The organism is Pseudomonas syringae group sp. 247E2 (assembly GCF_032587795.1).
GTDB lineage: Bacteria > Pseudomonadota > Gammaproteobacteria > Pseudomonadales > Pseudomonadaceae > Aquipseudomonas > Aquipseudomonas amygdali.
Genome location: NZ_JAWHPK010000014.1, coordinates 196,986 through 220,641, shown reverse-complemented (window position 1 = coordinate 220,641; position 23,656 = coordinate 196,986). Strand labels below are relative to the sequence as shown.

The following is a 23,656-nucleotide window of genomic DNA, read 5'->3' as shown; positions in this document are numbered from 1 at the left end:
TCAGTTGAAGTTTACGAATTCGACGCTGTGCGCCGGTGCTGCTCGACGGATCAAACATTCGATTGCGAGCCCGGGATTCACCCCGAACCGCTCGCCCCAGTAGCTGGCCCCGAAGCGTCGGCCCAGCCGCTGGCGACCGCCGGTGTTCAGGGTCCACATGAACTGCGCATTCCAGGTGCCGAAGTGCGCCTGGCCAAAACGCGAACGCCCCATACGGGGCGCTCGGTGTTCGGTCACGGTGGCATCGGGGTAGCCCTGGCTGATGGCAATGTCGATGTAGAACGCCGCGTTCTGCCCTCCTGTCGCCACAAGCCGCTGGCGCACCGACAGACGCCGGTCTGCAAACAACGGTTTGAGCCCCAGGCACGGATCAGGCAGGTTCATCACCCGCTCCCAGTCCGGTACCAATTCACTGACGGTTGCAGGGTCCATCTCGTTGAGCAGGTCGAACGCGCGGCCATCGATGCGTGCGAACTCGCGGGACAGGCCGGTAATGACCTGCTGCAATTCCGGCACCCGCTCCGGATCCCACGCGGGACCAGGTGGCAACAGCGCCTGCAGTTGTCCGGCGTAATGTTCGGCAGTTCTTATGACGACCATTGAATACCCCCGAACGTGAGCAACTGGTTGGCCGCAGCAGTAACGTTGGCCACGGGTGAAACCAGCACATGATCGGTTTCGCCTGTCGCGCGGCTGATGGCCTCGGCGATGTGCGTGAGCAACAGGGTTTCGCCCAGTCCGCCCTCACGGTTGTGCAGGTCCAGCAGTTGCGCTTCGACCGCCGCCCGCACGGCGGAGGTATCCGGTGTGAGCCGGATGGTGTAGACCACCGGTTTCTGCACCGGCGCCAGCACATACACGTCTGCGGTGACCGGACGCAGCGGCTCGATATACGCAGCGACCGCAGCCAGCTGCTCGGCGTCAGGAATGGGATCGGCCTGGTCGTCACGCATGAAGAACACCGCCACCGTCCCCGGCCCCATGAACCGGCGCACACACCAGGCGCGCGTCACGCCCGGCACTTCCAGCGCCCAGGTCACGTAATCATCCTGATTGCCGCCATGCGGGATGACCCGGTAGGAGCGCACTACACGCGCACGCAACGACTCGATACTTTCCTGCGAGATGCCGCCGGAAAGTCCGTCGGCAATGACGGTGAAGGTGCTGTCGATGCCTTCGACCGGTTGCACGGCAGTCATGACCAGACCGGCATCCGCATTACCCAGAACACCGGCATCGACCGCTTCGACCGTGGTGGTATTATTGCCCGCAACCGTGGTGACGCCTTTGGTCACGCGGTAGAAGCGTCCATCACTGAACTGCAGCACAGTGTCCGCATCCAGCACCGCGCCGGCTGCAGCGGTAAAGCGCACCGTGCCGGTAGCGGCCTGTGCCACCTTGCGCGGTTGCCTCAGGCGCAGGATGGCCTGCCGCTCAAGGGTTTCCTCGTCGGCGGTGTCCGGCAGAATCTGGTCGGCGATCCAGTCCTGATAGCCATACAGTCCGTAGGCCGCGCCGCTGTGCGCACGGGACAGTACCCGAGCATCGGACTGACGCAGCGCTTCGTCGGCGAGGTCGACCTGGGTTCGGTTGATCAGCGCCGGTAACGTAGGTGTTTCAAACGGCATAAATCACCTGCCACTGTTCAGAAGGGTTGAAGCGCACGATCTGACCGTCCGAAACGACCAGCTCGACGCCCAGGTTCAGGCGATTGCTCTGAACCTGTTCGGTAAGGATGTTGATGTTGCTGACCTGACCGTCATCGATCAGCCAGGCAAGCGCTTCGCGCGCATAGAACTCGGCGTCGCGCTGGGTCTGCGCAGTGAGCCGGACCCTGCGCAGCAGCCACAGCCTGGAGCCGATACGGTCATTGGCCTGTGCCGGGTAGGTGTCGCCCCACCAGCCATAGCGCTCGGCATCGTCGAACGGGTCGTCCGCTTCGGCACGCCGCCAGGTGAACAGGCTGATGACCACCGAGCGCAGCAAGGACGCCTGCAGAGAGCCTTCAATAATCATCCGGCACCTCCAGTGGGCGGTCCGCTCTGGCCGTTACCTGCCTGAACACCGCCATGCAGATGGCTGATCTGACTGATGCCAGCGGCAAGCTGGTCGCCTTTGGAAACAATCTTTCCGGTCTGGGTGATCTGCGGTGTGTCGAAGTTCACCGCTACCGCGGCCTTGATGTTCAAGGTGTCGGTTTCAATGTCGATGACCTTGCCGCGCTTGAGGTGAATCTTGTCGCCCTCGTCGGTATAGATCGCCACTTCGCCCGACTCCAGGCCCTTGAGGCGATAGCGCCGGTCGGCCACTACCAGCAGCAGACCGTGCGACCGGTCGCCACCAATGAAGGCGGCGATGCCCTCGGCGCCGGCCAGCGGGTTGCTGGTGAAGCCATAGGGTTCGAAGTGCTCCATGTCGTCCTTGACCTCTCCGGCGGTGAGGCGCATTTGCAGCGCCTGCATTTTGCTGCTGGCCCTGGCGAGCACCACCGTGCCGCGCACCAGCATGCGATTGAGTAAGCTCATGAGGTTGTTTCCTCGTCTATGGGCAGCAGCCAGGAGTAAGCGTCCTGATTGACCTGCACCTTGCTGCGCTTGTTGGGGTCACCTGGCTCGGCCTGGAAACCTTCAGGCGGACCGACCACCAGTGTGGTGATCGTGCCTTGGTCGCTCAGCGAGTAGGTCACGGCTGAAATCAGCATGTTGCGGCTTGTGAAACCGATGACCGGATCAATCACCCGGACCATGGTGTTGTGCCGCCAGAGCGCCCCGTTGGACTGCCGCCAGCCCTGGACCTTGTAGGTGGTGAGCAGTGCCTTGCCGGCCCGCTGACCACGCTCCCAATTGGCGCGACTCAGGGCGAGCTTCGGTGTGATCGGCGCATCCTCATGAACGACCAGTACGCGAAGACGCTTTTTATGCGCGGGGTCGTCATGCCGGTCATCCGTGACCTCTGCCGAGACCTCCGACGACTCCTTGCCGAACGTCTGGTCATTACCGGTCTGTTGACCAATGACCCGGTATTCGGAAAAAAGCCCGGAAAAGTCCCGCGCGATGACGGCGCTCAACACATTCTTGCCGAGTTCGAGCGCGTCTGCGCTCTGCCCGCGACTACCCGGCCTGGCCAGCACCACATTGCCGTATTCGTCATCGGTGGAAAAAATCCGGAACAGGGTCAGCAGCCGGTCAATGGACTTGAACACGGTTTCGGCAGGCTCGATGGTGTGATCGGCCATCTTCGAGGTCTCCGGTATTTCGCTGATCACCGACAAACCATAAGGAGCAGCCAGCGCTTCAACGATCTTCAACACCCCCACCTCCTTCCACTGGCTCGGCCTGTTGATGGCCGAGCAGTCGATGAGGTCGGCGGTTTTCGAGCGTCCGGAAATCTTTAGCGTGATTTGCTTGCCGTCATAGCTGATCGGCGCGGCAAACACCCAGCCGGTCAGAATCAACTCGCCGCCGATACGTACTTCGCACGCTGCGCCGGGCGTGATCGGATGCGAGATTTCAGTGCCCGGCCACTGCCAGGTAATGCTCACGTCAAAGCTGCGCGCCTGACGCTCGATCCCGGCAGAGATTTCCACCGACTTCCAGCCGGCATAGTCGTGCTCATCAACCGTCAGGGTGACAACGTTAGGGTCGATCATGGGTCACTCCTGTGCGATCTTCAGCGTGCCTGGCGGTACGAAACCCGGGTGGGCCAGCCGATTGCGCTGCACCATTTCCTGCGCCCGGCTGGCGTCACCGAATCGGCGGTAGGCCAGCACCAGCGCGGGCAAAGGCTCGGAGACCTTCATGTCCACCAGACGTACACCGGAGGCCGCCACCGCGTTGAGGTGCCTGATCAACGCCTGACGCAACGTGTTGAGCGCCAGGTAATGTCCGGGATCGGCTTTCAACGACGCTTCCCAGATGGCCGAACTCAGCGTGTCGCGCAGTTCGATGACGTCATCGGCAACCGGCACATCCACGCGTTGCAGGGCTTGCGTCACCTGCTGATCAAGCGAGGGCACCACGTTGAGCGGCGTGACCGTCGTCGCAATCGGCATGCTCGCGACGATTCTCGCCACCTTGACCAACAGCGCATCCTGAACCAGGTTGGCAGTGGCCTGAGCCGTCACACTGGTATCACGACCGCTGCCCTGGCTGACCAGATTGATACCGGACACCGCCTCTGCCTGTTGTGTGGCCTCGGAAATCACAGACCGGTAATCGACCGTTTCAACAGAGGACACGCCGCCATTGCTGCCGGACCTTGCTGCCGCGCTACTCGCAGCGGTGCCGTTACTGCCACTCGCGGAACCGCTGCCTGAACCGCCCCCTGTCGAGCTGCCGGAACCTGACCCGGCATTCGTTCCGGTACTCGCCCCGCCAATACTGCTGGTGCCGTTCGCTCTTCTGGCTCGACGACTGTCCCCGTCGAAACTGGCGAAGAACGTGGTAAACAGCGTACTGACCGTCAACGGCGCATTGACCAGCGAATGCACCAGCGCGGTGACATCCGAATAGATCGTCATGAACGGTGTGAACTGCCGCTGAATGGTCGCGAATACACCCGACAGGGCGCTGCGCAGCGCCTGAATATTGATACGCACCGCGTCCACCGTGGCCATCACCGAGCGGTAGCGCCTGAGCGCCGAGTCCAGCAGGCTCTCGGACGCGCCCAGCAACTGCCGTCGCGTATTGAGGGTCGACACGGGAAACTTGAGCGGGTTGGCCGGATAGAATTTCAGGTCCAGCCGGACGAGCCCGCCTTCGCTCAGGTTGTGTGTGACGCCACATTCGCCGACCTGGACCTGCACGCGACCCAGCCAGGGATGCACCAGCTCGCCGGCACCTTCCTGCTCCAGTGCCTGTAGCAGTCTGTCTCGCTGTTCGAAACAGTCGGGACCGACAATGAACCCCGTCAGCGTATGCACTTTCGACTGTTTGCCCAGCGACTCGAAATAAGGCTCGTCGCGTTGTGGAAACTCATGCAACTGCCCCTTGCGGCCTGCCGGGACGACGGCTTTTTCAATGAAAAAACCGACGCCCCGGAAAGACGCTGGTAGCAGGCTGTCACGCCATGTACTCATGATCCGGCTCCTGCGCCGAGGGTTCGATAACCGACGTTTGGCGATATCGTCAAACCCGGCTGGTTGGTTTGCACTTGTCCGGCGCGCATGCCCGGCGGCGCGTTTTCAAAGCGAATGTTGAGCTCGCCCTCAAGTCGCGGGCCGGCCCCGGCTGCGCCCTGTTGCAACAACAGGCTGCCGGGGGCCAGCGGGGTGGGTACGCCGAGCAATTGGCTGGTCGAGGGCACGCCAGTGGCCTGATTGAGCAACTGCTGATTCGTGCGAACGTTCTCGACGGCACCGGCCGCCAGAAACGCCCCGGTCCCGCCGCCTGGCCCTGCGTTACGTATCCGCTGTTCTTCCGCGAACTGATTGGCCTTCTCGGTCGCCCGCTGCAGGACGGTCTTATTCGTGTCGCCACCAAACCAGCTCATGATCGGCTCGATGAATGGCTTGATGTCCGCCCACAGACCTGCGAACCAGGTTTTGATCGGCTGCCAGTTCTCGATGACCATGCCCAGCGGCGAAAAACTGAACAGCGTTGCCAGCACATCGGTAAACGGTTGCGCCTCGGCCTTGATGGTTTCCCACAGGCCGGCCAGGTACTCGGACAACGGCTGCCAGTTGGCCACGACCATGCCCAGCGGCGACCACGCAAACAGCGTTTGCAGAAAATCGAAAACCGGCGTGGCCAGTGCCCTGATCACGTCCCACAGCGCAGCAAAGAATTCGGTCAGTGGCTGCCAGTTGGCTGCGATCATGCCCAGCGGCGTCCAGGCGAAGACCGCCTTGAGCACGTCCCACAGCGCCATCACCGGTCCGCGAATCGCCTCCCAGACCGCCTGGAAATAAGGCGCGACAGTGGACCAGTTGGCGATCAGAAAACCTGCCGCCAGCGCGAGGCCGCGCACGATCAGGCCGAGCGGGGACATGCCCATGACCGCAGCCAGCAGCCCGGCGGCACTCGTCGCAGCGAGAACGGCGACTTGCAGTACGCCGAAAGCAATCGCGGCGCCCACGACGCCCTTGATCACCTCTGGATGTTCGGCCGCCAGCGCGGCGACCTGAGAAATCATCGGCCCGATCACGGCCATTGCTTCGTTCATCGCCGGCAGGAACATACTGCCGATATTGATGCCCAGACGATCGACACGGTTGGTCATCTCTTTGATGGCTGTGGCCGTGGTCTGGGAGTTGTCTGCGAACTCCTTCTCGATGGAACCGCTGTTTTGCACGCCCTCCCCGACCCTGGCCAGGTTCGACCTGAGCACATCGAGGTTGGCCAGCAGCGGCGTGATCGCGCCCAGCGATTCAGCACCGAACAGCTGCGTGATGACGTCCGACTGTTTGCCGGGATCAACACTGGAAACCGCCGTCAGAACCTTTTCAATGGTCCCGGACGGGTCACTCTGCATGCCTTGGGTTAACTGATTGACGTCGAGCTGCAACGCCTCGAACGCCCCGGCTTTCGCCGCGCCCCCTTCGGTCAACGACTGCATGAAACGCTTCATGCCGCTGGCGGCCACATCGGCCGGCACATCGACGCTGGCCAAGGTCGCACCCATTGCCGCCAGTTGCCCGGAGGCCATCCCCGCCACCGGCCCGAGCGGGCCCATTGCAGTCACCATGGTGGCGATTTTCTTTTCCAGATTGTTGCCGCCGAGCACGTTGATCTTCTCGGACAACGCCGCGACCTGCGGCTGAGTCATCTGAAACGATGACCGCCACGAGGCCATCATGTCGCCCGACTCGGCCGCTGTCTGATCGAATGCGACGCCCATTTTCACGGCGTCGCTGGCAAACCCGGTCAGTTCTTCGCGCGGTACATTGGCCTTGGCACCCGCGGCGACAATCGCCGCGATACCGTTGGCGCTTTCCGGCAGTCGTTCACTGAGGTCCAGAATGTCGGAACTCATCTGCTGGAACTGTTGCGGTGTTTCAAAGGTGACCGATCGTTTCACGCCGGCCATGCTGGTCTCGAAACCGATCGCTGCCTTTACTCCGGCAATCAAAGGCCCCGCCAAAGCGTTGTCCGTGACTGCCTTGCCAAGGTCTATGGCCCCCAGACTGGTCTCGAGGCCTTTGACATTGTTGCGGATAGTTGCCAGCGTTGGAGACAGCTGGTCGACGCCGGTAATCAGCGTTCTGATAGTGTCTGCCATCACTCCCCCTGCAGGATCTGGTTGATGCGTTGCGCCTGCAAGATCGATTCGGTGATGACGTCCAGCTCCCTGGACATCATCAGTTCGGGATCGGTCTTCCAGAAGTACGCGAGGTCGTAAACGACGGCGATCAGTCCTTCAAGGTTGCTGATGCCGCTGCCATGAAAAAACTCGCAACCTTCCAGCTCAACGTATTGATGTCGCACAGGTCCATCTGATTGACCGACGAGGGCGGGATGCCGGCGCAGACGGCGATGTACTTCGCCGCCACGTCCAGATCCAGGGAAACTTCCTCGTTCTTGTCGATCCTGTACGGCAGGGCCTTGATAGCCCGCGCTTCCTGCGCCGTAGGGCGCCGGAAGGTCAGTTGCGAAAGGGTTTCGCCGTGCGCTTCGATCGGGCTGGCCAGGTCGATGACTTCACTCATTGCCAGCTCCCCTGATTGCCGTCGAATTGCAGTTCGATGGTGCCGTCGTCAGCCTTGCTGCTCGGCTCATCGACCAGGTAGGCGCCGGACAGGACGTAGGTCTTGCCGTTCTTGAACTCACAGGTGATGGTCATATCCACACCGGTAGTGAGCAGCTTGAGCGGCAGATCCGCGGTATGCACGGCGGTGAATTTCAACCAGGCAGCCTTTTCGGTTTCCTTGTAGTAACCAGGCACGACCGTCTCGCGCTTGATGTTCATCAGAGGCGCTTCGCCGCCGCCGCTGATGGTCAATTGGGTGCCATCCACTTTGATGTAGCAGGTACCCGCAACTTTCTGACCCATGTTGTTTATCTCCAGAATGAAAAAACCCGCACGAGGCGGGCTTGAAAGGGTTGGTTAGGTTTATGCCGCTTCGTCGTACTGCAAGCGGAACTGGTTGAGCAGCGCGAACACGCGCAGGCCGTTGATGTAGTCAGGCGGGAACATCACGTTCACGCGGCTTGGGTCATTGCCGTCACGCTCGACGATCAGGTGCTGGGCGAACGTTTCGGCGTTCTCCACATGACCCTCTTCTTCAAGACGTGCGTATTGCGCAATCAACTCGCCACGGATGGTGCTCGGCGTGATGATCGGCTGGCCGGCACCGAAGCGCGTGCCATCGTTGGCCAGCTTGTGGCGGCCGTACTTGCTGGTGATGATGCCTTGCAGACGACGGATGATGAACGCCGACTGGTGCATGGTTTCGCTGTCCAGGTACGAGTTGTCAGCCTGGCCGTAAGCGTTCTTCTGATAGGTGGTGATCGAACGCTGAATGCGCACGTAACCGCCTTCGTAGTACGCAGTGGCGATGCCGTAACGCAACAGCGACTCACGCTCGGTCAGGGTGAAACGCTGACTGGCCGGAGCCGGATCGATGCCAGGCATGGTGCCGCTCTGGGTCGGACGGCTGGCGTCGGCAGAGATGAACACCGCCGTGCGTGCAGCCAGGGCAGCGGCCTGCAGCCAGACCGGTTGCGGCACACCGTTTTCGACACCCTGCAGGGTGATGTGCTGATCGTTGCGCAGTTGACCTGCGGCCACCAGCGTACCGACCGTGCCGCGCTTGGCGCTGTAAACGTGACCGTACAACTGACGCGCCCAGCTCCAGCGACCGGTGCTGTCGTCCATTGCCGCTTTCCAGGCATCCAGCGTGGCAGTGTCGGTCCAGGGCATGCAGATGAACTCGAACGGCTCATCGCCCAGCGCAGCCAGTGCCTTGAGCTGATCAGGCGTACCCACGCCGCCGGTCATGGCCGTGACTGCCGCCGTCAGGCCAGCCGGAATGACTTCGCCATTGGTTTTACCCAGTCGGTTGAATTCCAGCTGGATGTCATTGCCGCTTGCCCCGCTCCATTTGCAGGAAAAGCTCAGCACACCCGCTTCAACAGCTGCGGTGATTGGCAGATCCGGCGTAGCATTGATCTTCACCGACAGTGCAGTGGCCGCCTGGGCAGCGGTTGCGCCATTAACGACAGTGGCCTGCACTCGCATGCCGCCGACATACAGATTCAGCAAACCGGCTTCGGTCGCCGCCCCGCTGAGGGTGACTTTCGCGCCGGCCTTGGCGCCTTCGGTATTGAGCAGCGGCAGGCACCAGACTTCGCCGGTGGGGTCCGCCTTGCGCCAGGTTTCATACATCGAGGCCAGCATGGAGCCCTGACCGCCGATGTTTTTCGCCAGCGCCACGCTCGGCACCAGCACCAGAGAACCCAGTTCGGGGCCGGACACATCGTCGTTGACCTGCGCAACGATCAGTCGACGCATGCTGGCCGACGCGCTATTGGCGGCAGAGTTGTCCATCTCCGCATAAAACAGCGGCACGCGAACATCGGATGGAATGTTGTTAAAGCTGATAGCCATTGTTTGGCTTCCTCTTGGTTAAGCCTTGAAGGCTTGATGGGTGGTGGTGGATTGCTCGGTTTGAAGGGTGATGTCGCCGTCGTTCTGACGACGCTGCCACCAGGCGTTGAAGGTCACCTGCCGACCTTCGACGGGCAGCAAATCGCCCGTCTCCGGATCCGGCACAGTGCGGCCCTCGGCCGGTACTACAGTGATGCGTTGAGTCATGGTGTTACCTCTATTGTGAATTTCGCTTCGATACGGCCATCAGGGCCGGGGGATTTCAGGTTCGGATCTGCGGGGTCAACGCAGTCCATCTCGAGGGTGGCGCCGGTAAATCCGGGCAAACCGTCCAGATACGCTTCATGCCAGGTCTCGGCAGGCTGATCGGAGGTGTTGCGGCCCAGTTGAAACTGCGCTGCAAACCCGAAGCGATACGTCACCCGGTCGCCGCTGATCTGCACCAGCGCGCCACCGGTGTACTGCATCGCGTCGTAATCGCGATCCGGGTTCCAGCCCACCAACGCTCGCCACAACTCAGCGCGCAGGGTGTGCAGTTGCTCACTGGCTTCCTGCCCGCGCTTGTCACCGCCGTCGAGCACCACCACCACGTCAATCCAGTCGGTGATGTTCTGGCGAATAACGTTCTGCAAATCGTTGGCGGTGGACTGATCGCCAGTGGCAATCACGTACGCCGACGGGTGAGCGAGCTGATCGCCCAGAGCGACGGCAGCCCAGTCGATACCGGCACTGATTCGCCCGGCAAAGCTCGGGCAGGTCGCCTGCAAGTGGGCAACTATCGGGGTTATCTTCATGAGGGGTTCCGCGTGTGTTGAAGGTTGATTGCGGCGTGGGAAACGCCTACTGGTTCGCCTTGCCCAACGCCTCATCAGCCTTGTCTGCAGCACGGCTGGCCGTGTGAGCAGCCTGATTGGCAATTGATGCAGCACTCTCGACCTTGTCTGCCGCCTGGGTGGTGGTTTCGGCCAGCCTGTCCAGGCGCCGGTCGCGCTTGCCCAGCGCTGCGTCGTAGGCATTGCGAACCTCGGCCAGCTGCTGCGTATGCTCGGCATTCGCCGACCACTGCCCGGCCTGAAAACCGAGCATCAGGCAGCCGGCGATCAGCAGCACGGAAATCAGCCAGACCTCCAGGCGCCGCCACCAATGGCGAGCGATGAAATCAATTGCGCATCTGTGCATCGTTTGCACCTCCGAGTTGGGATCGCAGGCGGGCTATTTCGGCGCTTTGCGTGGTGACCTTGTCGGTGAGTTGAACGATGTGGCTGGTTAGGGCTTCGATCTTGCCCTCCATCCGCCCAACCGCTGCGGCGAGCTCGTTGCGCTCCTTGGCGAACTGATCAGCCCGCGCTTCGGCTTCCTTGCGCGCCTGGCGCTCGGAGTCGAGCAGCTCATTGAGGCGGCGCACCGTACCGATGTCCGCGTTGTCCATCGCCCGGTCTGTTGCATCTCTGGAAAGAAACTTGCGCAGCCAAAGAAAGCCGCCAAGCAGTATTGTGCCCGTGCCGCCCAGCCAGGTAGCTGTGCCTGGGCCTAGGTCGGTTGGGTCCATTGGTGCTCCGTAATAGGGTGGTGGACTCTCAAGGCCCTCGAAAATCGAAAGCCTGAATAAACTGGAAAGAGCCCCTTGATGCGGGGCTCCGTTGTTAGGTCAGAACGGAATGACTTGCACCGTCATGCCTGTGCATAACCCCACAGGGCAATGCGCTCGGCAAAGTACGGTGTGACCAGTGCGACGGTCTCCGCCTGATTGCTGGCCTCCAGGCTCATCTTTTCGCCATCGGTGCCTGGCCCTGTGACCCACAGTGTCACTGGCACTTTTTCCGCCTTCGCTTTATCGAGCAGGTTTTTCAGCGCGGTGCGACCGGCAGCCGTTGGCGGAATCCCTGTTTCGCCGATAAATGCGGCCATCTTGTTGGTCTTGGCATAGGTCAGAAACGGACCCACGATTTCATCGCGCAGAACGGTCGGCGAGATCAGGTCGTTGTTATTGGCGTAGGCACCGCTGGAGCTTTTATCGTAATCGCCGTAAGCGTGGGCTTCCCAGACGATGGCATTGGCCGGGTCGACGATCTTCGACTGAAGGTTGGCAGAGACGGTGGCCCAGTTTCTGGCGCTTGCAAACTCAAGCCCACAAATGAACACCGGCTTTTTCGAGCTGTTGCGCAACGCCTGCAGCACGGTATTCATCGTGCTGATGTACAGCGCCTCAAGAGCAGGGAACGTAATGTAGTCCTTGGCACCCACCGTAGTATTCGAATACGGCTCGTTACCCAACCCCCAGCCCAACACCATTGGATCGTCGCATTCGGTGACCAGCTTCTGGTGAAAGTTGGCCAGGTGAACGGCGCTCCAGAAAGTGCCGTTGACACCGTTCCCATCCTTGATCAATACCGACTCGGTTGCCTTCCAGCCGTTCTGATTACCGGCCTCCGCGGCAGGAAGAATGCGCCCGGTCAGGTTCCCGTTTGCATCGGTTTCGTAGCGATGCAAACGCATGTAGTGGTGCGGATCAGGAATGATTCTGGCCTCGCCATTGGAGTCTTCACGAATCCAGCCAAGCATTTCTTTCCAGCGCTTCACGAAGTCGGTATTCAGGTTCGCCCCTTGACCTGGCAGGCCGTCCAGAGTCGACAGCTGAATAGCGCGCTGAAGTTCGAACGGGAAACGGATCAGACGCACGCCCCGATTCTTGACCCAGGTAGTGATGGTTCCACGATTGGGCCACTGATAATGAGTCCCTGCCTCGCCAGGCACGATCTGCCCGGCGTTAGCCACTGAACCCAGGTTGATACCTACCAGCGGAATATTCTTGAGCTGGCTGACAGCAGAACTGCTATTGGACATGATTAATACCTCTGATTAGCACCGCGAGGCAGCAACGACGCTGCTGTACCTCTGTCGCTCAACGGCGATAACTCGAGGCTCGCGGCCTTCACATGATTCAACGTTCCGCAGCGGGAACATTTGATCTGGAGCTCTGTGTACTCACCCATGCGGGCCAGCAGTTTCTTGCACTGCCCGCATCGAAAGTCCTTCAACATTTGCACTGGCCTCCGTGTGCCTGACCCAATGAAAAACCCCGCCGAGGCGGGGTTTGAGATGGGTCGCGAGTGACCGGTTGTGGCTGTTGATCAGCCTGTTTCCGGCTGCTGCCCTGAGGCGCAAATCGCATATCGTGGGACCTTTTTACCCCCCTCCGGAAAGGCTGGGAAGGGGCAGTTTCGGGGTGGGTCGAGTTTGACCGGAGTTCAACACGAGTTCGGCCACAGCTGTGCAATCGACCCGGATAAACGGCGTGAAACCGTGTCTTCGTTCAGCCCTGTGCAGCTTTGTTGGCGACGGCGTTGTTGCTTCTGGAAGCGCTGCGCTCAGCGAGAATTGCCAGCACTTGCTGGTGAAGCTTGTTGATCCAGTTGCGATAGGTGCGGTCTGCGCCTTCATTGATGCCCACCAGACGCATCTGCTCGCGCACCGGCAACGACTCGACATAACGCAATGTCGCCAGTTGGGCCAGTTCAGGCCCGCGGCTCTTTGCAGGGCTGCGCGAAAGCTGCGCCACAGCCGCCTCGACTTCGCTGCTTATATAGTCCAGGCCGCTGCCATTACCCACCAGTGCGCGCGAGCCGGGTGTGCGACGCGGAATGTACGCGCCCCACTCCATGATCCCGGCCATCGGGCTGCTCAGTCCGCCGCCCAGGCCAATGCGCATGCGCTGTTCCCCCCAATGCTGCATCACGGCTTCTATTTTCTCGATCATCGTGTCTCTCCTGTAGGACCTTTCTGAAACGCTGCGCAACGTCTTTCGCTGCGCAGAACCAAGGCCTTACAATACATTTTGTATTTTTATGACACAACGAAGCATTACATTATGTATATTGCTCAACACCCTACAGCCTGTATGATTCGATGCATGAACAGAAAATGGTATGAAGTCGCAAGACAGGTCATGGAAACCCAGCAGATCAGCCAGGAAGAGATGGCTGAGCGGATGGGCGTGACGCCCGGCGCGGTAGGGCATTGGCTGAATGGCAAGCGTGAGCCGAAGATCGAGGTCATCAATCGATTCCTGACCGAACTCGGCCTGCCGATTCTCACCACCTCCATTCCGGCCAGCGAGCCCGGCATGCACAACGTGGAGCCCACGGTGCAGCCCTCGCGTTTCTATCGCTATCCGGTCATCAGCTGGGTAGAGGCCGGTGGCTGGAGTGAAGCCGTCGAGCCCTACCCTGCCGGCTATTCGGACACCTTCGAGATCAGCGACTATAAAGCCAAGGGCAGAGCCTTCTGGCTGGTGGTCCGTGGCGATTCGATGACCGCACCCGCAGGCCAGAGCATTCCTGAAGGCATGTTGATTCTGGTCGACACCGGAATCGAGCCCACTGCCGGCAAGCTGGTCATCGCCAAACTGCCGGAAAGTAACGAGGCCACGTTCAAAAAACTGGTCGAAGACGCCGGACGCTACTTTCTCAAGCCGCTGAACCCCGCCTACCCGACCCTTGCGGTGACCGAGGAGTGCAAACTGATCGGTGTCATCAGGCAGATGACGATGCGTCTCTGACCCGGCATGCCACGTCCAAGCCCCGATAACCGGGGCTTTTTCATGCGCCACTGTTTCACCCCGGGCAGGTGTCCGTGTAGGAAACATTTGTAGCTTGCGTGAGAAACACCCCTCAATTACTGTATGCACATACAGTAAAAAGGAGTTCACTCATGCTCAAGCAGTTCCCCGACACCTCGCAACATGACGCTTACCTGGCCTTGGCACAGCGCATTCAGGACGCTATCACCAGTGACAAGGCGCAGATCGAGCATCAGGTCCTGCTGATCAGGGAGCCTGGCGAATCGGTGGCTCACTGGGAGCGCATCATGGATCAGATCAGCGAGGCCGAAGGTATCAGCGTCACCCGCAACCCTGAAAACGGCACTGCTCGCGTGTCCTGGTACATCGATTCCCTGTAAGACGAACAATACAAATCGTATTTAAAATACAAACTGTATTGTCACGACGCGCTACATATCGTATTGTTTGTCTGCACCCCATCTCGGGAGTACTCACATGCAAACCACAGGGAGTCATGGAATGAACGAAATACTGGATCAACTTCGCAAAGAATTCGCCACGCCGTGCCCTTCGCTGAGCGCCGTCAGAGAGCGTTATTTTTCGCACCTGTCGAACGACAGAAATCTGCTGCGCAAGATCAACGCAGGACGCATCGACTTGAAGGTCAGCCGCACAGGCGGCAGTCGTCAGGGTCACCCCTTCGTGTACCTGCATGACCTGGCCAACTATCTGAGCGCCATCGTGACCAACAGGGCTGCCTGAGGTCAAAAAAGCACCGCCGCAGCGCGATAATGTTCATCAAACTTTGCAGCCATGAAAAATCTTGCTACGTTTCCGGTACAAAACAAAAACAATCGGGATCCGTTCATGACCAAGACATCGAGGCGCTGGCCCTTCGCGGCCTGCCTGTTATCGCTTGCCTGCGGCACCGCTGCTGCCGCGCCCTATTCGACCATGGTGGTATTCGGTGACAGTCTGGCCGATGCCGGGCAGTTTCCGGATACCGCAGGGCCCAGGGGCTCTACGCTAAGGTTCACCAATCGTGTCGGCCCCACGTATCAGGACGGCAGCGGTGAAGTGTTCAATCTGAACTCATCGACGCTGATTGGCAGAATGCTCGGTGTTCCGGCAGGAGATCTGGCGGCCTCCACGTCGCCAGTCAATGCTGCGCTGGGCGCCCCGGATGGCAATAACTGGGCAGTCGGCGGCTATCGGACCGACCAGATTCTTGAGTCGATCAACTCGCAATCCACCGTTGTCGACCCGAACACAGGCACACTGCTGCGCAGCCGGACCGGCTACCTGCCCGCAAACGGTTTTCGCGCCGACCCCAATGCGCTTTATTACCTGACCGGAGGCGGCAACGACTTCCTGCAGGGTCGCGTGGTGAGTGCCAGCAGCGCAGCGCAAGCCGCCAATCAGCTGGCTGACAGCGCGCAAGCCCTGCAACAGGCCGGTGCGCGCTACATCATGGTCTGGTTGCTGCCGGATATCGGTAAAACGCCAGCCTTGAGCGGTTCGCCACTGGCTTCGGCAACTTCCGCACTCAGCGCGGGCTTCAATCAGCAACTGGTCAGCCGACTGGCGCAGATGAATGCCCAGATCATTCCACTGAATGTTCCATTGCTGATCAATGAAGTCCTCGCTGAACCGGCACGCTTCGGGTTCGATCCCAACGAGAACCTGGTCAGTACCTGCTTCAGTGGCGACAGCTGCACAGAAAGCGCAGCCAACGGCAGGTCCAGCGCGACGCCGAATCCGAGCCGAGTGTTTTTCAACGACCGCGTCCACCCGACGGAAGCCGGACAACGACTGCTGGCCGACTACGCCTATTCGTTGCTCTCGGCCCCATGGGAAATAACCCTGTTGCCGGAGATGGCCAATGGCACGCTGCGGATGCATCAGGACGAGATTCGCGCGCAGTGGCTGAGCGACTGGGGCAACTGGCAAGGCGTCGGCCAGTGGCAGAGCATCATCGCCGCAGGCGGTCAGAAAATGGACTTCGACGCGCAGGACAGCTCGGCCGATGCTGATGGAAGAGGCTACAACCTGACCATCGGCGGCAGCTACCGATTTGCCGAAAACTGGCGCACCGGCGTTGTTGCCGGAGCGTATCGGCAGAATCTTGAGGCAGGCCCCAGGGACTCGGACTACAAACTCAACAGCTACATCGCCACCGCGTTTCTACAGTATCAGGCCAACCATTGGTGGGGTGATCTGGCGGTTTCAGGCGGCAAGCTGGACTACGAAAATGCCGAGCGCAAGTTCGCACTGGGGGTCAGCGAGGGTCAGGAAAAAGGCGATACCGACGGTGAGATTTGGGCGGCCAGCGGTCGAGTCGGCTTCGACATCGCGGGGGCTTCCAGCCGCTGGCATCTGTCGCCTTTTGTCAGCGCCGACTACGCGCACATCGATGTCGATGGCTACTCGGAAAAAGGTGATCGCTCGACGGCACTGACCTTCAGCGACCAGACCCGCAAGTCGCGGCGTGCAGGCGTGGGTGTGCAGGGCAAGTTCCAGGTGACACCGAGCACACAGGTATGGGGAGAAGTTGCCCATGAACGGGAGTTCGAGACCGATCAGCAGGACGTGACCATGGCGCTCAACAGCGTCCAGTCAGTGGGTTTCACGCTGGAAGGTTACACACCGCAACGCGACCTGAATCGGGCAACGCTGGGCGTCAGCCAGAAGCTGACTCAAGACCTGACACTGCGCGGCAACTACAACTGGCGCAAGAACGACGACGTGACCCAGCAAGGTGTGAATGTTGCGTTGAGTATGAGTTTCTAGAGAGTCCGCTGGGCAGCCTCACTATCGTGCGTGGCGCTTTTTCGGGGTTTCACTATCGTGCGACGCTCCGCGTCGCATGCCGTTCTGGACGCTCTGCGTCCTCTCCTGAGAACTGCGGCGCGGCGCAAATCTGTGACGCGGAGCGTCACCCAAGGCATTCCCACGCTGGAGCGTGAGGAACGATAATCTAGGCTATCGTGCGACGCTCCGCGTCGCATGCCGTTCTGGACGCTCCGCGTCCTCTCCTGAGAACTGCGGCGCGGTGCAAATCTCTGACGCGGAGCGTCACCCAAGGCATTCCCACGCTGGAGCATGAGGAACGATAGCTATCTAACTACCAGAGCAGCACGCCTGCTCAACCCTCGGCAGGCTGCGACGCCAGGGCAACAGCGCGGAACATGGCGCGGCGCTTGTTCAGGGTTTCTTCCCATTCCAATGCCGGCACCGAGTCGGCAACAATGCCGCCACCGGCCTGTACATGCAGTTCGCCGTTCTTGATCACCGCAGTACGAATCGCGATAGCCGTGTCCATGTTGCCATTCCAGGCCATATACCCCACGGCGCCGCCATAGACACCGCGCTTGACCGGCTCCAGCTCATCGATGATTTCCATGGCGCGAATTTTCGGCGCACCGGACAACGTGCCAGCCGGCAGAATCGCCCGCAGTGCGTCCATTGCCGTCAGCCCGTTTTTCAATTGACCGGTGACGTTGGAAACAATGTGCATCACGTTGGAATAACGCTCGATAACCATCTTCTCGGTCAGTTTGACCGTACCGATCTCGGACACCCGCCCAACGTCATTACGGCCCAGATCGATGAGCATCAGGTGCTCGGCGATTTCCTTGTGATCGGACAGCAGGTCTTCTTCCAGCGCAAGATCGGCCTCTTCGGTGGCACCGCGAGGGCGAGTACCGGCGATTGGACGCACCGTAATCAGGTTGTCCTCGACCCTTACCAGCACTTCCGGCGAACTGCCGACGACATGGAAGTCGCCGAAGTTGAAGAAGTACATGTAAGGCGTCGGGTTGAAGCAGCGCAGCGCCCGATACAGATCGATGGGCGCGGCCTTGAAATCGATGGACATGCGTTGCGACGGCACAACCTGCATGACGTCACCCGCGAGGATGTACTGCTTGATCGTGTCGACCGCAGCCTCGTAATCATCCTGAGTAAAGCTGGAGCGAAACACCGGGTCGGCAGCCGGAGGCCGGTCCAGGTCCAGACCGCGACGCGGAGTGATCGGCTGACGCAGCTTGTGCATCAGTTCATCAAGCTGCGCGACGCCACGTGCGTAGGCATCCTGCTGCGCCGGATCGACCAGCACGATGGCGTGCATCTTGCCCGCCAGGTTGTCGAACACCACGACCGCGTCAGACACCATCAACAGGATATCCGGCACGCCCAGCGGGTCCGGGTTCGGGCAGTTGGCCAGACGCTTCTCGACATAGCGCACACAGTCGTAGCCAAAGTAGCCCACCAGCCCGCCGTTGAAGCGTGGCAGCCCGGCAATCGTCGGTACGTTGTAACGCGCCTTGAAGGTCTCGACGAAGTCCAGCGGGTCTTCGACATCCAGGCTTTCGATCTCGACGCCGTCGTGGGTCACGCTGACGTGATGGCCATGAACGCGCATCACGGTGCGGCATGGCAGGCCGATGATCGAATAACGCCCCCACTTCTCGCCGCCCTGAACCGACTCCAGCAAGTAGGAGTTGGGCTGATCGGCAAGCTTGAGGTAGATCGACAGCGGCGTATCGAAGTCGGCCAGGGTTTCGCGGGCAAGCGGGATGCGGTTGTAGCCTTCGGCGGCCAAACGCAGGAATTCTTCACGGTTCATGAGCAACCTCGTGGTTTGAGGAAAAACGGTCAGTCAGGCAAACGTGCCGGCAGGCCGGCCAGGATCAAGTCAGGCGCGCCAACGCCAGCGGGCCAGGGCCTTGATGACTTTCATCCAGAGCTTGCGAGTGACCACCACGATGGATTCTCTTGAGGAGGGACGTTTGATGTCGGGCAACAGTATCTCAGCGTCCATGTCCAGGCAACCGGGAATCAGTTTGCGCAGATCATCGATGACCATCGCCGGGTTTTCCTCGGCAATCGGCCGCCCATGGTTGTAGCCATAACTCAACGCGACGCAGGCCACACCGGCCGCCTTGGCAGCCTGTACATCACTGCGCGAATCGCCAACGAACAGCGCTTGCGAGGCAGGCACACCCGCCATTTTCATTACAAAAAACAGCGCGGCAGGGTCAGGTTTTTTCTGCGGCATGGTGTCACCACCGATGATCCAGCGAAAGAAACGCCCCAGCTTCATCTCATCCAGCAGCGGCGCGACAAAGCGCTCTGGTTTGTTGGTGATGAGGGCCATTTCGACGCCCATCTTCTGCAGCCATTTCAGGGTTTCACGTACGCCGGGGTAGACCACGGTGAACTCGTGCTTCTGAGCGTAGGCACGCATGAATATCTCCAGACCCTGCTCAGCCAGTTCATCATCGACGCCACTGTGGTCGAGGTGGTTGGCCAGCGCGCGGCGTACCAGCACCGGTGCGCCATTGCCGACCCAGGCGCGGACCGACTCAAGCCCGGCTATTGGCCGGCCAAGTTCAGCCAGCATGGTATCCACCGCTACTGCCAGATCAGGGACCGAGTCCACCAGGGTCCCGTCCAGGTCGAACATGATCAGCTTGGGCAACTTGCCTGCAAACAGCTGCTCAAAGCCGCTCATGCGCGGGATGCTGCCAGTTCTGCACGCATTTTCTCGATCACTTCCCGGTAGTCCGGCGCGTTGAAAATGGCCGAACCGGCAACGAAGGTATCAGCACCTGCCGCTGCGATCTCACGGATGTTGTTGACGTTTACGCCACCGTCGATTTCCAGACGGATGTCACGGCCCGACGCATCGATCAACGCCCGCGCTTCACGCAGCTTGTTGAGCGTGCCGGGAATGAACTTCTGCCCGCCGAAACCCGGGTTGACGCTCATGAGCAGGATCATGTCGACCTTATCCATCACGTACTCCAGCAGGTTCAGTGGAGTTGCCGGGTTGAACACCAGCCCCGCCTTGCAGCCGCCTTCACGGATCAGTTGCAACGACCGATCAATGTGCTGGGTCGCTTCCGGATGAAAAGTGATGTAGGTGGCACCGGCCTCGATGAAATCACCGATGATGCGATCCACCGGACTGACCATCAAATGCACATCGATCGGTGCAGTAACGCCATATTTGCGCAACGCGCTGCACACCATCGGACCAATGGTCAGGTTCGGGACGTAATGATTGTCCATCACGTCGAAGTGAACGAAGTCGGCGCCGCTGGACAGCACATTGTCGACTTCCTCACCCAGACGGGCGAAGTCAGCGGAAAGAATCGATGGGGCAATAACGAAGGGCTGCATGACGCACCTGTTTGAGCAGAATCACGGTGCGCGGATTGTACGCCAAGCTTCGCCTGGAGCGGTAAGCCTCAAGCTGCACGCCAATGGATTCGCCTTGGCTGGCAGCTTGAAACTTGCGGCGCCCGGTTATTGAGCCGTTCGGAGTTTTTCACTGCGCCCGCGTAACCACTCCAGTACCAGCAGCAACAGCACGGAGAAGCCGATCAGCAAGGTCGCGGCGGCAGCGATGGTCGGGCTGAGGTTTTCGCGAATGCCGCTGAACATCTGCCGAGGCAAGGTCGCCTGCTCCGGCCCGGCGAGGAACAGCGTCACCACCACTTCGTCGAACGAGGTCGCGAAGGCGAACAGCGCACCGGAAATCACCCCTGGCGCAATCAACGGCAGGGTCACACGACGGAATGCAGTCAGCGGCGATGCACCGAGGCTGGCGGCAGCGCGTACCAGATTGTGGTTGAAACCCTGCAAAGTGGCCGACACGGTAATGATCACGAACGGCACACCCAGTACCGCGTGGACCAGAATCAGCGAGGTGTAGCTGTTGCCCAGGCCCAGCGGCGCGAAGAACAGGTAACTGGCGACACCGACGATAACCACTGGCACCACCATCGGCGAAATCACCAGCGCCATGACCAGCGCCTTGCCGGGAAAGTTGCCACGGGTCAGGCCGATCGCCGCCAGCGTGCCGAAGCCCATCGCCAACAACGTAGCGGCCGGGGCAACGATCATGCTGTTCTTCAGTGCGCGCATCCACTCTGCGGAGTTGAAGAAGTCCTGATACCACTGCAACGAGAACCCTTGCAGCGGATAGACCAGAAAGCTGCCTGAATTGAACGACAACGGCACGATGACCAGCACCGGTAACACGAGAAACAGCAGCACCAGCGCACAGATGATGCGCAGGGCGTAATACCAGATGCGTTCGATCGGCGATGTGTAGGGGTTCAACATGGTGACACTCCTCAGCTCAGATGCAGGCGGCTGGCGCCGACCAGCCAGCTATAAATCAGGTACAGCACGATGGTCGCCAACAGCAGTAACCCGCCGAGCGCGGTGGCCATGCCCCAGTTGATGCTGGTATTGGTATAGAAGGCGACGAAGTAACTGACCATCTGGTCGTTCGGACTGCCCAGCAAGGCCGGGGTGATGTAGTAGCCGATCGACAGAATGAACACCAGCAGACAGCCTGCACCAATCCCGGCGTAGGTCTGTGGGAAGTACACGCGCCAGAAACTGGTGAACGGATGGCAGCCAAGTGAAATGGCGGCACGCATGTAGGTCGGGGAGATGTTCTTCATCACGCTGTAGATCGGCAGGATCATGAACGGCAGCATGATGTGCACCATCGAGATGTATACGCCCACCCGGTTGAAGACCAGTTCCAGCGGCTTGTCGATAATGCCCATCGCCAGCAACGCGCTGTTGATCAGACCGCTCGACTGCAACAACACGATCCAGGCAGCCACACGTACCAGAATCGAGGTCCAGAACGGCAACAGCACCAGAATCATCAGCAGGTTGCTCTGCCGCGCAGGCAGGCTGGCCAGCAGGTAAGCCAGCGGATAAGCCAGCACCAGACAGATCGCGGTAATCACCAGGCCCATCCAGAAGGTACGGGCAAAGATATCCAGATAGATCGCCTGATCCGGGGTCGCAGGCGCGACTTCCCCAAGGTCATCGATACGATGGTCTACCGCCGCCAGCAGGTAATACGGGGTGATGCTGCTGGTATTGCGGCGCACCGCCTGCCAATAGGCCGGGTCACCCCAGCGCTCGTCCAGCGCTTCGAGCGCTTCTTTATAAGAGGCCGGTTCAGTCTTGAACGGCAAGGCGCGAGCGGTCTTGCTCAGCAGGCTGCGATAACCGGCCAGTTCCATGTTCAGACGCTTGGACAGATCGCCCAGCGTGGAATTCTTGCGTGTTTCGGCCAGGTCCAGGCTCATTGCCTTGTAGACCGACTCGGGCGGCAGCCCTTTTCCATCCCACTTTTGCACTTCGACCACAGTGGTCGGCAATGCGGCGACGACTTCGGGGTTGCCGACACTCTTGTAGAGCAGCGCAGCAATCGGCACCAGAAACACTAACAGCAGGAAAATCACCAGCGGAGCGATCAATGCCTGAGCCTTCCAGCGGTTGACCCGCTCGGCGCGAGCGAGACGTTGCTTCAAGTTAGGGCTGGCGCCTTCAGTCAGGGGCACGGCGATGGCCATAGCGAACTCCGGAATCTTTCAACGAGAGGGCGCTCCCTACAGCAGAGAGCGCCCGGATCTGACGTGATGCAGCCTGATTACTTGGCAGCCCAGGCAGTGAAACGCTGCTCAAGGGATTCGCCGTTGTCGGTCCAGAACGCTACGTCCATCTGCACCTGATCCTTGATGTTCTCAGGCGTGGTCGGCATGTTCTGCAGGGTTTCCTTGTCCAGCAGCTTGACCGCCTGGGTGTTGGCCGGGCCGTAGGCGATATTCTGCGAATAGGTCTTCTGCTGCTCGGGGCTCAGCATGTAGGCGATGAACTTCTTCGCGGCATCGGCGTTTTTCGAGCCCTTCGGGATGGCCCAGGCATCGAAGTCGTACACGCCGCCAGTCCATACGACCTTGAGGTTGCTTTCCTTCTGCACAGCAGCGATCCGGCCGTTGTAGGCCGAGCTCATCACCACGTCACCGGAAGCGAGGTACTGCGGCGGCTGTGCGCCTGCTTCCCACCACTGAATGTTTGGCTTGAGTTCATCGAGCTTCTTGAACGCGCGGTCCTGGCCGTCTTTGCTGGCCAGCACTTTATAAACGTCTTTCGGCGCAACGCCGTCAGCCATCAGGGCGAATTCCAGGGTGTACTTGGCGCCTTTACGCAGACCGCGCTTGCCTGGGAATTTCTTGGTGTCCCAGAAATCGGCCCAGCCGTTTGGAGCTGTGGCGACCTTGTCGGCGTTGTAGGCCAGCACGGTGGACCAGACGAAGAAACCGGCACCGCAGGTGGTGATGGCGCCAGGCACGAAATCAGCGGCATTGCCCAGTTGTTTCGGGTCCAGCTCCTCAAACATGTCCTCATCGCAACCACGGGCCAGTTCCGGCGATTCGACTTCTACCAGGTCCCAGGAAACGCTCTTGGTGTCGACCATGGTTTTGACCTTGGCCATTTCACCGTTGTATTCACCGGCGATGATCTTGCCGTTACCGGCCTTTTCCCACGGCGCGTAGAACGCCTTTTCCTGAGCGGCCTTGTTGGCACCGCCAAAGGAGATGACGGTCAGGTCGGTGGCAGCCATGGCCTGCGCGGCGCACATCAGGCCCAACGTGATAGCGGTGAACTTCAAAGACTTCAACATAGGTTCTTTTCTCCACGAGCAGTGTTGGTAAGCGATTGGGATGG

The 23,656-nt window shown here is 60.2% G+C and carries 27 protein-coding genes; 4 read left to right on the top strand and 23 right to left on the bottom strand.

Annotated features, from left to right (window positions below; genetic code table 11):
* The 17 genes from RYC18_RS15120 to RYC18_RS15040 form a co-directional block, all read right to left on the bottom strand.
* Complete coding sequence (locus RYC18_RS15120) at nucleotides 1-600, bottom strand: YmfQ family protein (protein WP_010439013.1); 600 nt, start codon at nucleotides 598-600, stop codon at nucleotides 1-3.
* Nucleotides 588-1,628, bottom strand: a complete 1,041-nt coding sequence (locus RYC18_RS15115; RefSeq protein WP_003372716.1) for a baseplate J/gp47 family protein — start codon at nucleotides 1,626-1,628, stop codon at nucleotides 588-590. Before RYC18_RS15115 ends, RYC18_RS15120 begins: the two co-directional genes overlap by 13 nt.
* Nucleotides 1,618-2,016 carry a phage GP46 family protein gene (locus RYC18_RS15110; protein ID WP_004663819.1) on the bottom strand — a complete coding sequence of 133 codons (399 nt, stop codon included), beginning with the start codon at nucleotides 2,014-2,016 and terminating at the stop codon, nucleotides 1,618-1,620. Before RYC18_RS15110 ends, RYC18_RS15115 begins: the two co-directional genes overlap by 11 nt.
* A complete protein-coding gene (locus RYC18_RS15105) occupies nucleotides 2,013-2,525 on the bottom strand; it encodes a phage baseplate assembly protein V (protein ID WP_016982698.1) in 513 nt (170 codons plus the stop codon). Before RYC18_RS15105 ends, RYC18_RS15110 begins: the two co-directional genes overlap by 4 nt.
* Nucleotides 2,522-3,649: a phage baseplate assembly protein gene (locus RYC18_RS15100; RefSeq protein ID WP_004660747.1), complete on the bottom strand. Its 1,128-nt coding sequence runs from the start codon at nucleotides 3,647-3,649 to the stop codon at nucleotides 2,522-2,524. The genes RYC18_RS15105 and RYC18_RS15100 overlap by 4 nt, the downstream gene beginning before the upstream one ends.
* Nucleotides 3,650-3,652: 3 nt before the next feature.
* On the bottom strand, nucleotides 3,653-5,077 hold the full coding sequence (locus RYC18_RS15095) for a DNA circularization N-terminal domain-containing protein (protein ID WP_316886434.1): 1,425 nt from the start codon (nucleotides 5,075-5,077) through the stop codon (nucleotides 3,653-3,655).
* Nucleotides 5,074-7,218, bottom strand: coding sequence for a phage tail tape measure protein (locus RYC18_RS15090; protein ID WP_316886433.1), 2,145 nt, complete (start codon nucleotides 7,216-7,218; stop codon nucleotides 5,074-5,076). Before RYC18_RS15090 ends, RYC18_RS15095 begins: the two co-directional genes overlap by 4 nt.
* Nucleotides 7,219-7,348: 130 nt before the next feature.
* The gene (locus RYC18_RS15085; protein WP_002551918.1) at nucleotides 7,349-7,645 is read right to left on the bottom strand and encodes a phage tail assembly protein; all 297 of its coding nucleotides are present in this window, start codon (nucleotides 7,643-7,645) and stop codon (nucleotides 7,349-7,351) included.
* Nucleotides 7,642-7,989: a phage tail tube protein gene (locus RYC18_RS15080; RefSeq protein WP_003316279.1), complete on the bottom strand. Its 348-nt coding sequence runs from the start codon at nucleotides 7,987-7,989 to the stop codon at nucleotides 7,642-7,644. Before RYC18_RS15080 ends, RYC18_RS15085 begins: the two co-directional genes overlap by 4 nt.
* Nucleotides 7,990-8,049: 60 nt before the next feature.
* The gene (locus tag RYC18_RS15075; protein ID WP_057404121.1) at nucleotides 8,050-9,546 is read right to left on the bottom strand and encodes a phage tail sheath subtilisin-like domain-containing protein; all 1,497 of its coding nucleotides are present in this window, start codon (nucleotides 9,544-9,546) and stop codon (nucleotides 8,050-8,052) included.
* A gap of 18 nt (nucleotides 9,547-9,564) precedes the next feature.
* On the bottom strand, nucleotides 9,565-9,753 hold the full coding sequence (locus tag RYC18_RS15070; protein ID WP_316886432.1) for a DUF2635 domain-containing protein: 189 nt from the start codon (nucleotides 9,751-9,753) through the stop codon (nucleotides 9,565-9,567).
* The gene (locus tag RYC18_RS15065) at nucleotides 9,750-10,340 is read right to left on the bottom strand and encodes a hypothetical protein (RefSeq protein ID WP_316886431.1); all 591 of its coding nucleotides are present in this window, start codon (nucleotides 10,338-10,340) and stop codon (nucleotides 9,750-9,752) included. Before RYC18_RS15065 ends, RYC18_RS15070 begins: the two co-directional genes overlap by 4 nt.
* Nucleotides 10,341-10,386: 46 nt before the next feature.
* Nucleotides 10,387-10,725 (bottom strand): hypothetical protein, encoded by a 339-nt coding sequence (locus tag RYC18_RS15060; RefSeq protein ID WP_003372736.1) that lies wholly within the window; start codon nucleotides 10,723-10,725, stop codon nucleotides 10,387-10,389.
* Nucleotides 10,706-11,095: a hypothetical protein gene (locus tag RYC18_RS15055; RefSeq protein ID WP_003411734.1), complete on the bottom strand. Its 390-nt coding sequence runs from the start codon at nucleotides 11,093-11,095 to the stop codon at nucleotides 10,706-10,708. Before RYC18_RS15055 ends, RYC18_RS15060 begins: the two co-directional genes overlap by 20 nt.
* 122 nt (nucleotides 11,096-11,217) lie before the next feature.
* Entirely contained in the window at nucleotides 11,218-12,390 is a 1,173-nt protein-coding gene (locus RYC18_RS15050) for a cellulase family glycosylhydrolase (protein ID WP_044324306.1), read from the bottom strand.
* Between the two features lie 2 nt (nucleotides 12,391-12,392).
* Entirely contained in the window at nucleotides 12,393-12,587 is a 195-nt protein-coding gene (locus RYC18_RS15045) for a Com family DNA-binding transcriptional regulator (protein WP_005733278.1), read from the bottom strand.
* Between the two features lie 272 nt (nucleotides 12,588-12,859).
* Nucleotides 12,860-13,303 (bottom strand): hypothetical protein, encoded by a 444-nt coding sequence (locus tag RYC18_RS15040; RefSeq protein WP_004642425.1) that lies wholly within the window; start codon nucleotides 13,301-13,303, stop codon nucleotides 12,860-12,862.
* Nucleotides 13,304-13,492: 189 nt separating this feature from the next.
* On the opposite strand from RYC18_RS15040, the gene RYC18_RS15035 reads away from it, so the two are divergent.
* The 4 genes from RYC18_RS15035 (at nucleotide 13,493) to estP (ending at nucleotide 16,897) form a co-directional block, all read left to right on the top strand.
* A complete protein-coding gene (locus RYC18_RS15035; RefSeq protein WP_003372744.1) occupies nucleotides 13,493-14,104 on the top strand; it encodes a LexA family protein in 612 nt (203 codons plus the stop codon).
* A gap of 152 nt (nucleotides 14,105-14,256) precedes the next feature.
* Complete coding sequence (locus tag RYC18_RS15030; protein WP_002551908.1) at nucleotides 14,257-14,505, top strand: DUF1654 domain-containing protein; 249 nt, start codon at nucleotides 14,257-14,259, stop codon at nucleotides 14,503-14,505.
* Between the two features lie 121 nt (nucleotides 14,506-14,626).
* Complete coding sequence (locus RYC18_RS15025) at nucleotides 14,627-14,869, top strand: pyocin activator PrtN family protein (protein ID WP_003316268.1); 243 nt, start codon at nucleotides 14,627-14,629, stop codon at nucleotides 14,867-14,869.
* Nucleotides 14,870-14,974: 105 nt separating this feature from the next.
* A complete protein-coding gene (gene estP, locus RYC18_RS15020) occupies nucleotides 14,975-16,897 on the top strand; it encodes an esterase EstP (RefSeq protein ID WP_316886430.1) in 1,923 nt (640 codons plus the stop codon).
* 355 nt (nucleotides 16,898-17,252) lie between these two features.
* On the opposite strand, the gene trpE is transcribed toward estP, so the two are convergent.
* The 6 genes from trpE to RYC18_RS14990 form a co-directional block, all read right to left on the bottom strand.
* Nucleotides 17,253-18,734, bottom strand: a complete 1,482-nt coding sequence (gene trpE, locus RYC18_RS15015) for an anthranilate synthase component I (protein ID WP_005743990.1) — start codon at nucleotides 18,732-18,734, stop codon at nucleotides 17,253-17,255.
* Between the two features lie 69 nt (nucleotides 18,735-18,803).
* The gene (locus RYC18_RS15010; RefSeq protein WP_004667099.1) at nucleotides 18,804-19,622 is read right to left on the bottom strand and encodes a phosphoglycolate phosphatase; all 819 of its coding nucleotides are present in this window, start codon (nucleotides 19,620-19,622) and stop codon (nucleotides 18,804-18,806) included.
* Nucleotides 19,619-20,293: a ribulose-phosphate 3-epimerase gene (gene rpe, locus RYC18_RS15005; protein ID WP_005733270.1), complete on the bottom strand. Its 675-nt coding sequence runs from the start codon at nucleotides 20,291-20,293 to the stop codon at nucleotides 19,619-19,621. Before rpe ends, RYC18_RS15010 begins: the two co-directional genes overlap by 4 nt.
* Before the next feature lie 126 nt (nucleotides 20,294-20,419).
* Nucleotides 20,420-21,241 carry an ABC transporter permease gene (locus RYC18_RS15000; protein ID WP_002551902.1) on the bottom strand — a complete coding sequence of 274 codons (822 nt, stop codon included), beginning with the start codon at nucleotides 21,239-21,241 and terminating at the stop codon, nucleotides 20,420-20,422.
* 11 nt (nucleotides 21,242-21,252) lie between these two features.
* Complete coding sequence (locus tag RYC18_RS14995; protein WP_316886429.1) at nucleotides 21,253-22,500, bottom strand: ABC transporter permease; 1,248 nt, start codon at nucleotides 22,498-22,500, stop codon at nucleotides 21,253-21,255.
* Between the two features lie 77 nt (nucleotides 22,501-22,577).
* The gene (locus RYC18_RS14990; protein ID WP_002551900.1) at nucleotides 22,578-23,612 is read right to left on the bottom strand and encodes a polyamine ABC transporter substrate-binding protein; all 1,035 of its coding nucleotides are present in this window, start codon (nucleotides 23,610-23,612) and stop codon (nucleotides 22,578-22,580) included.
* Between the last annotated feature and the right edge of the window lie 44 nt (nucleotides 23,613-23,656).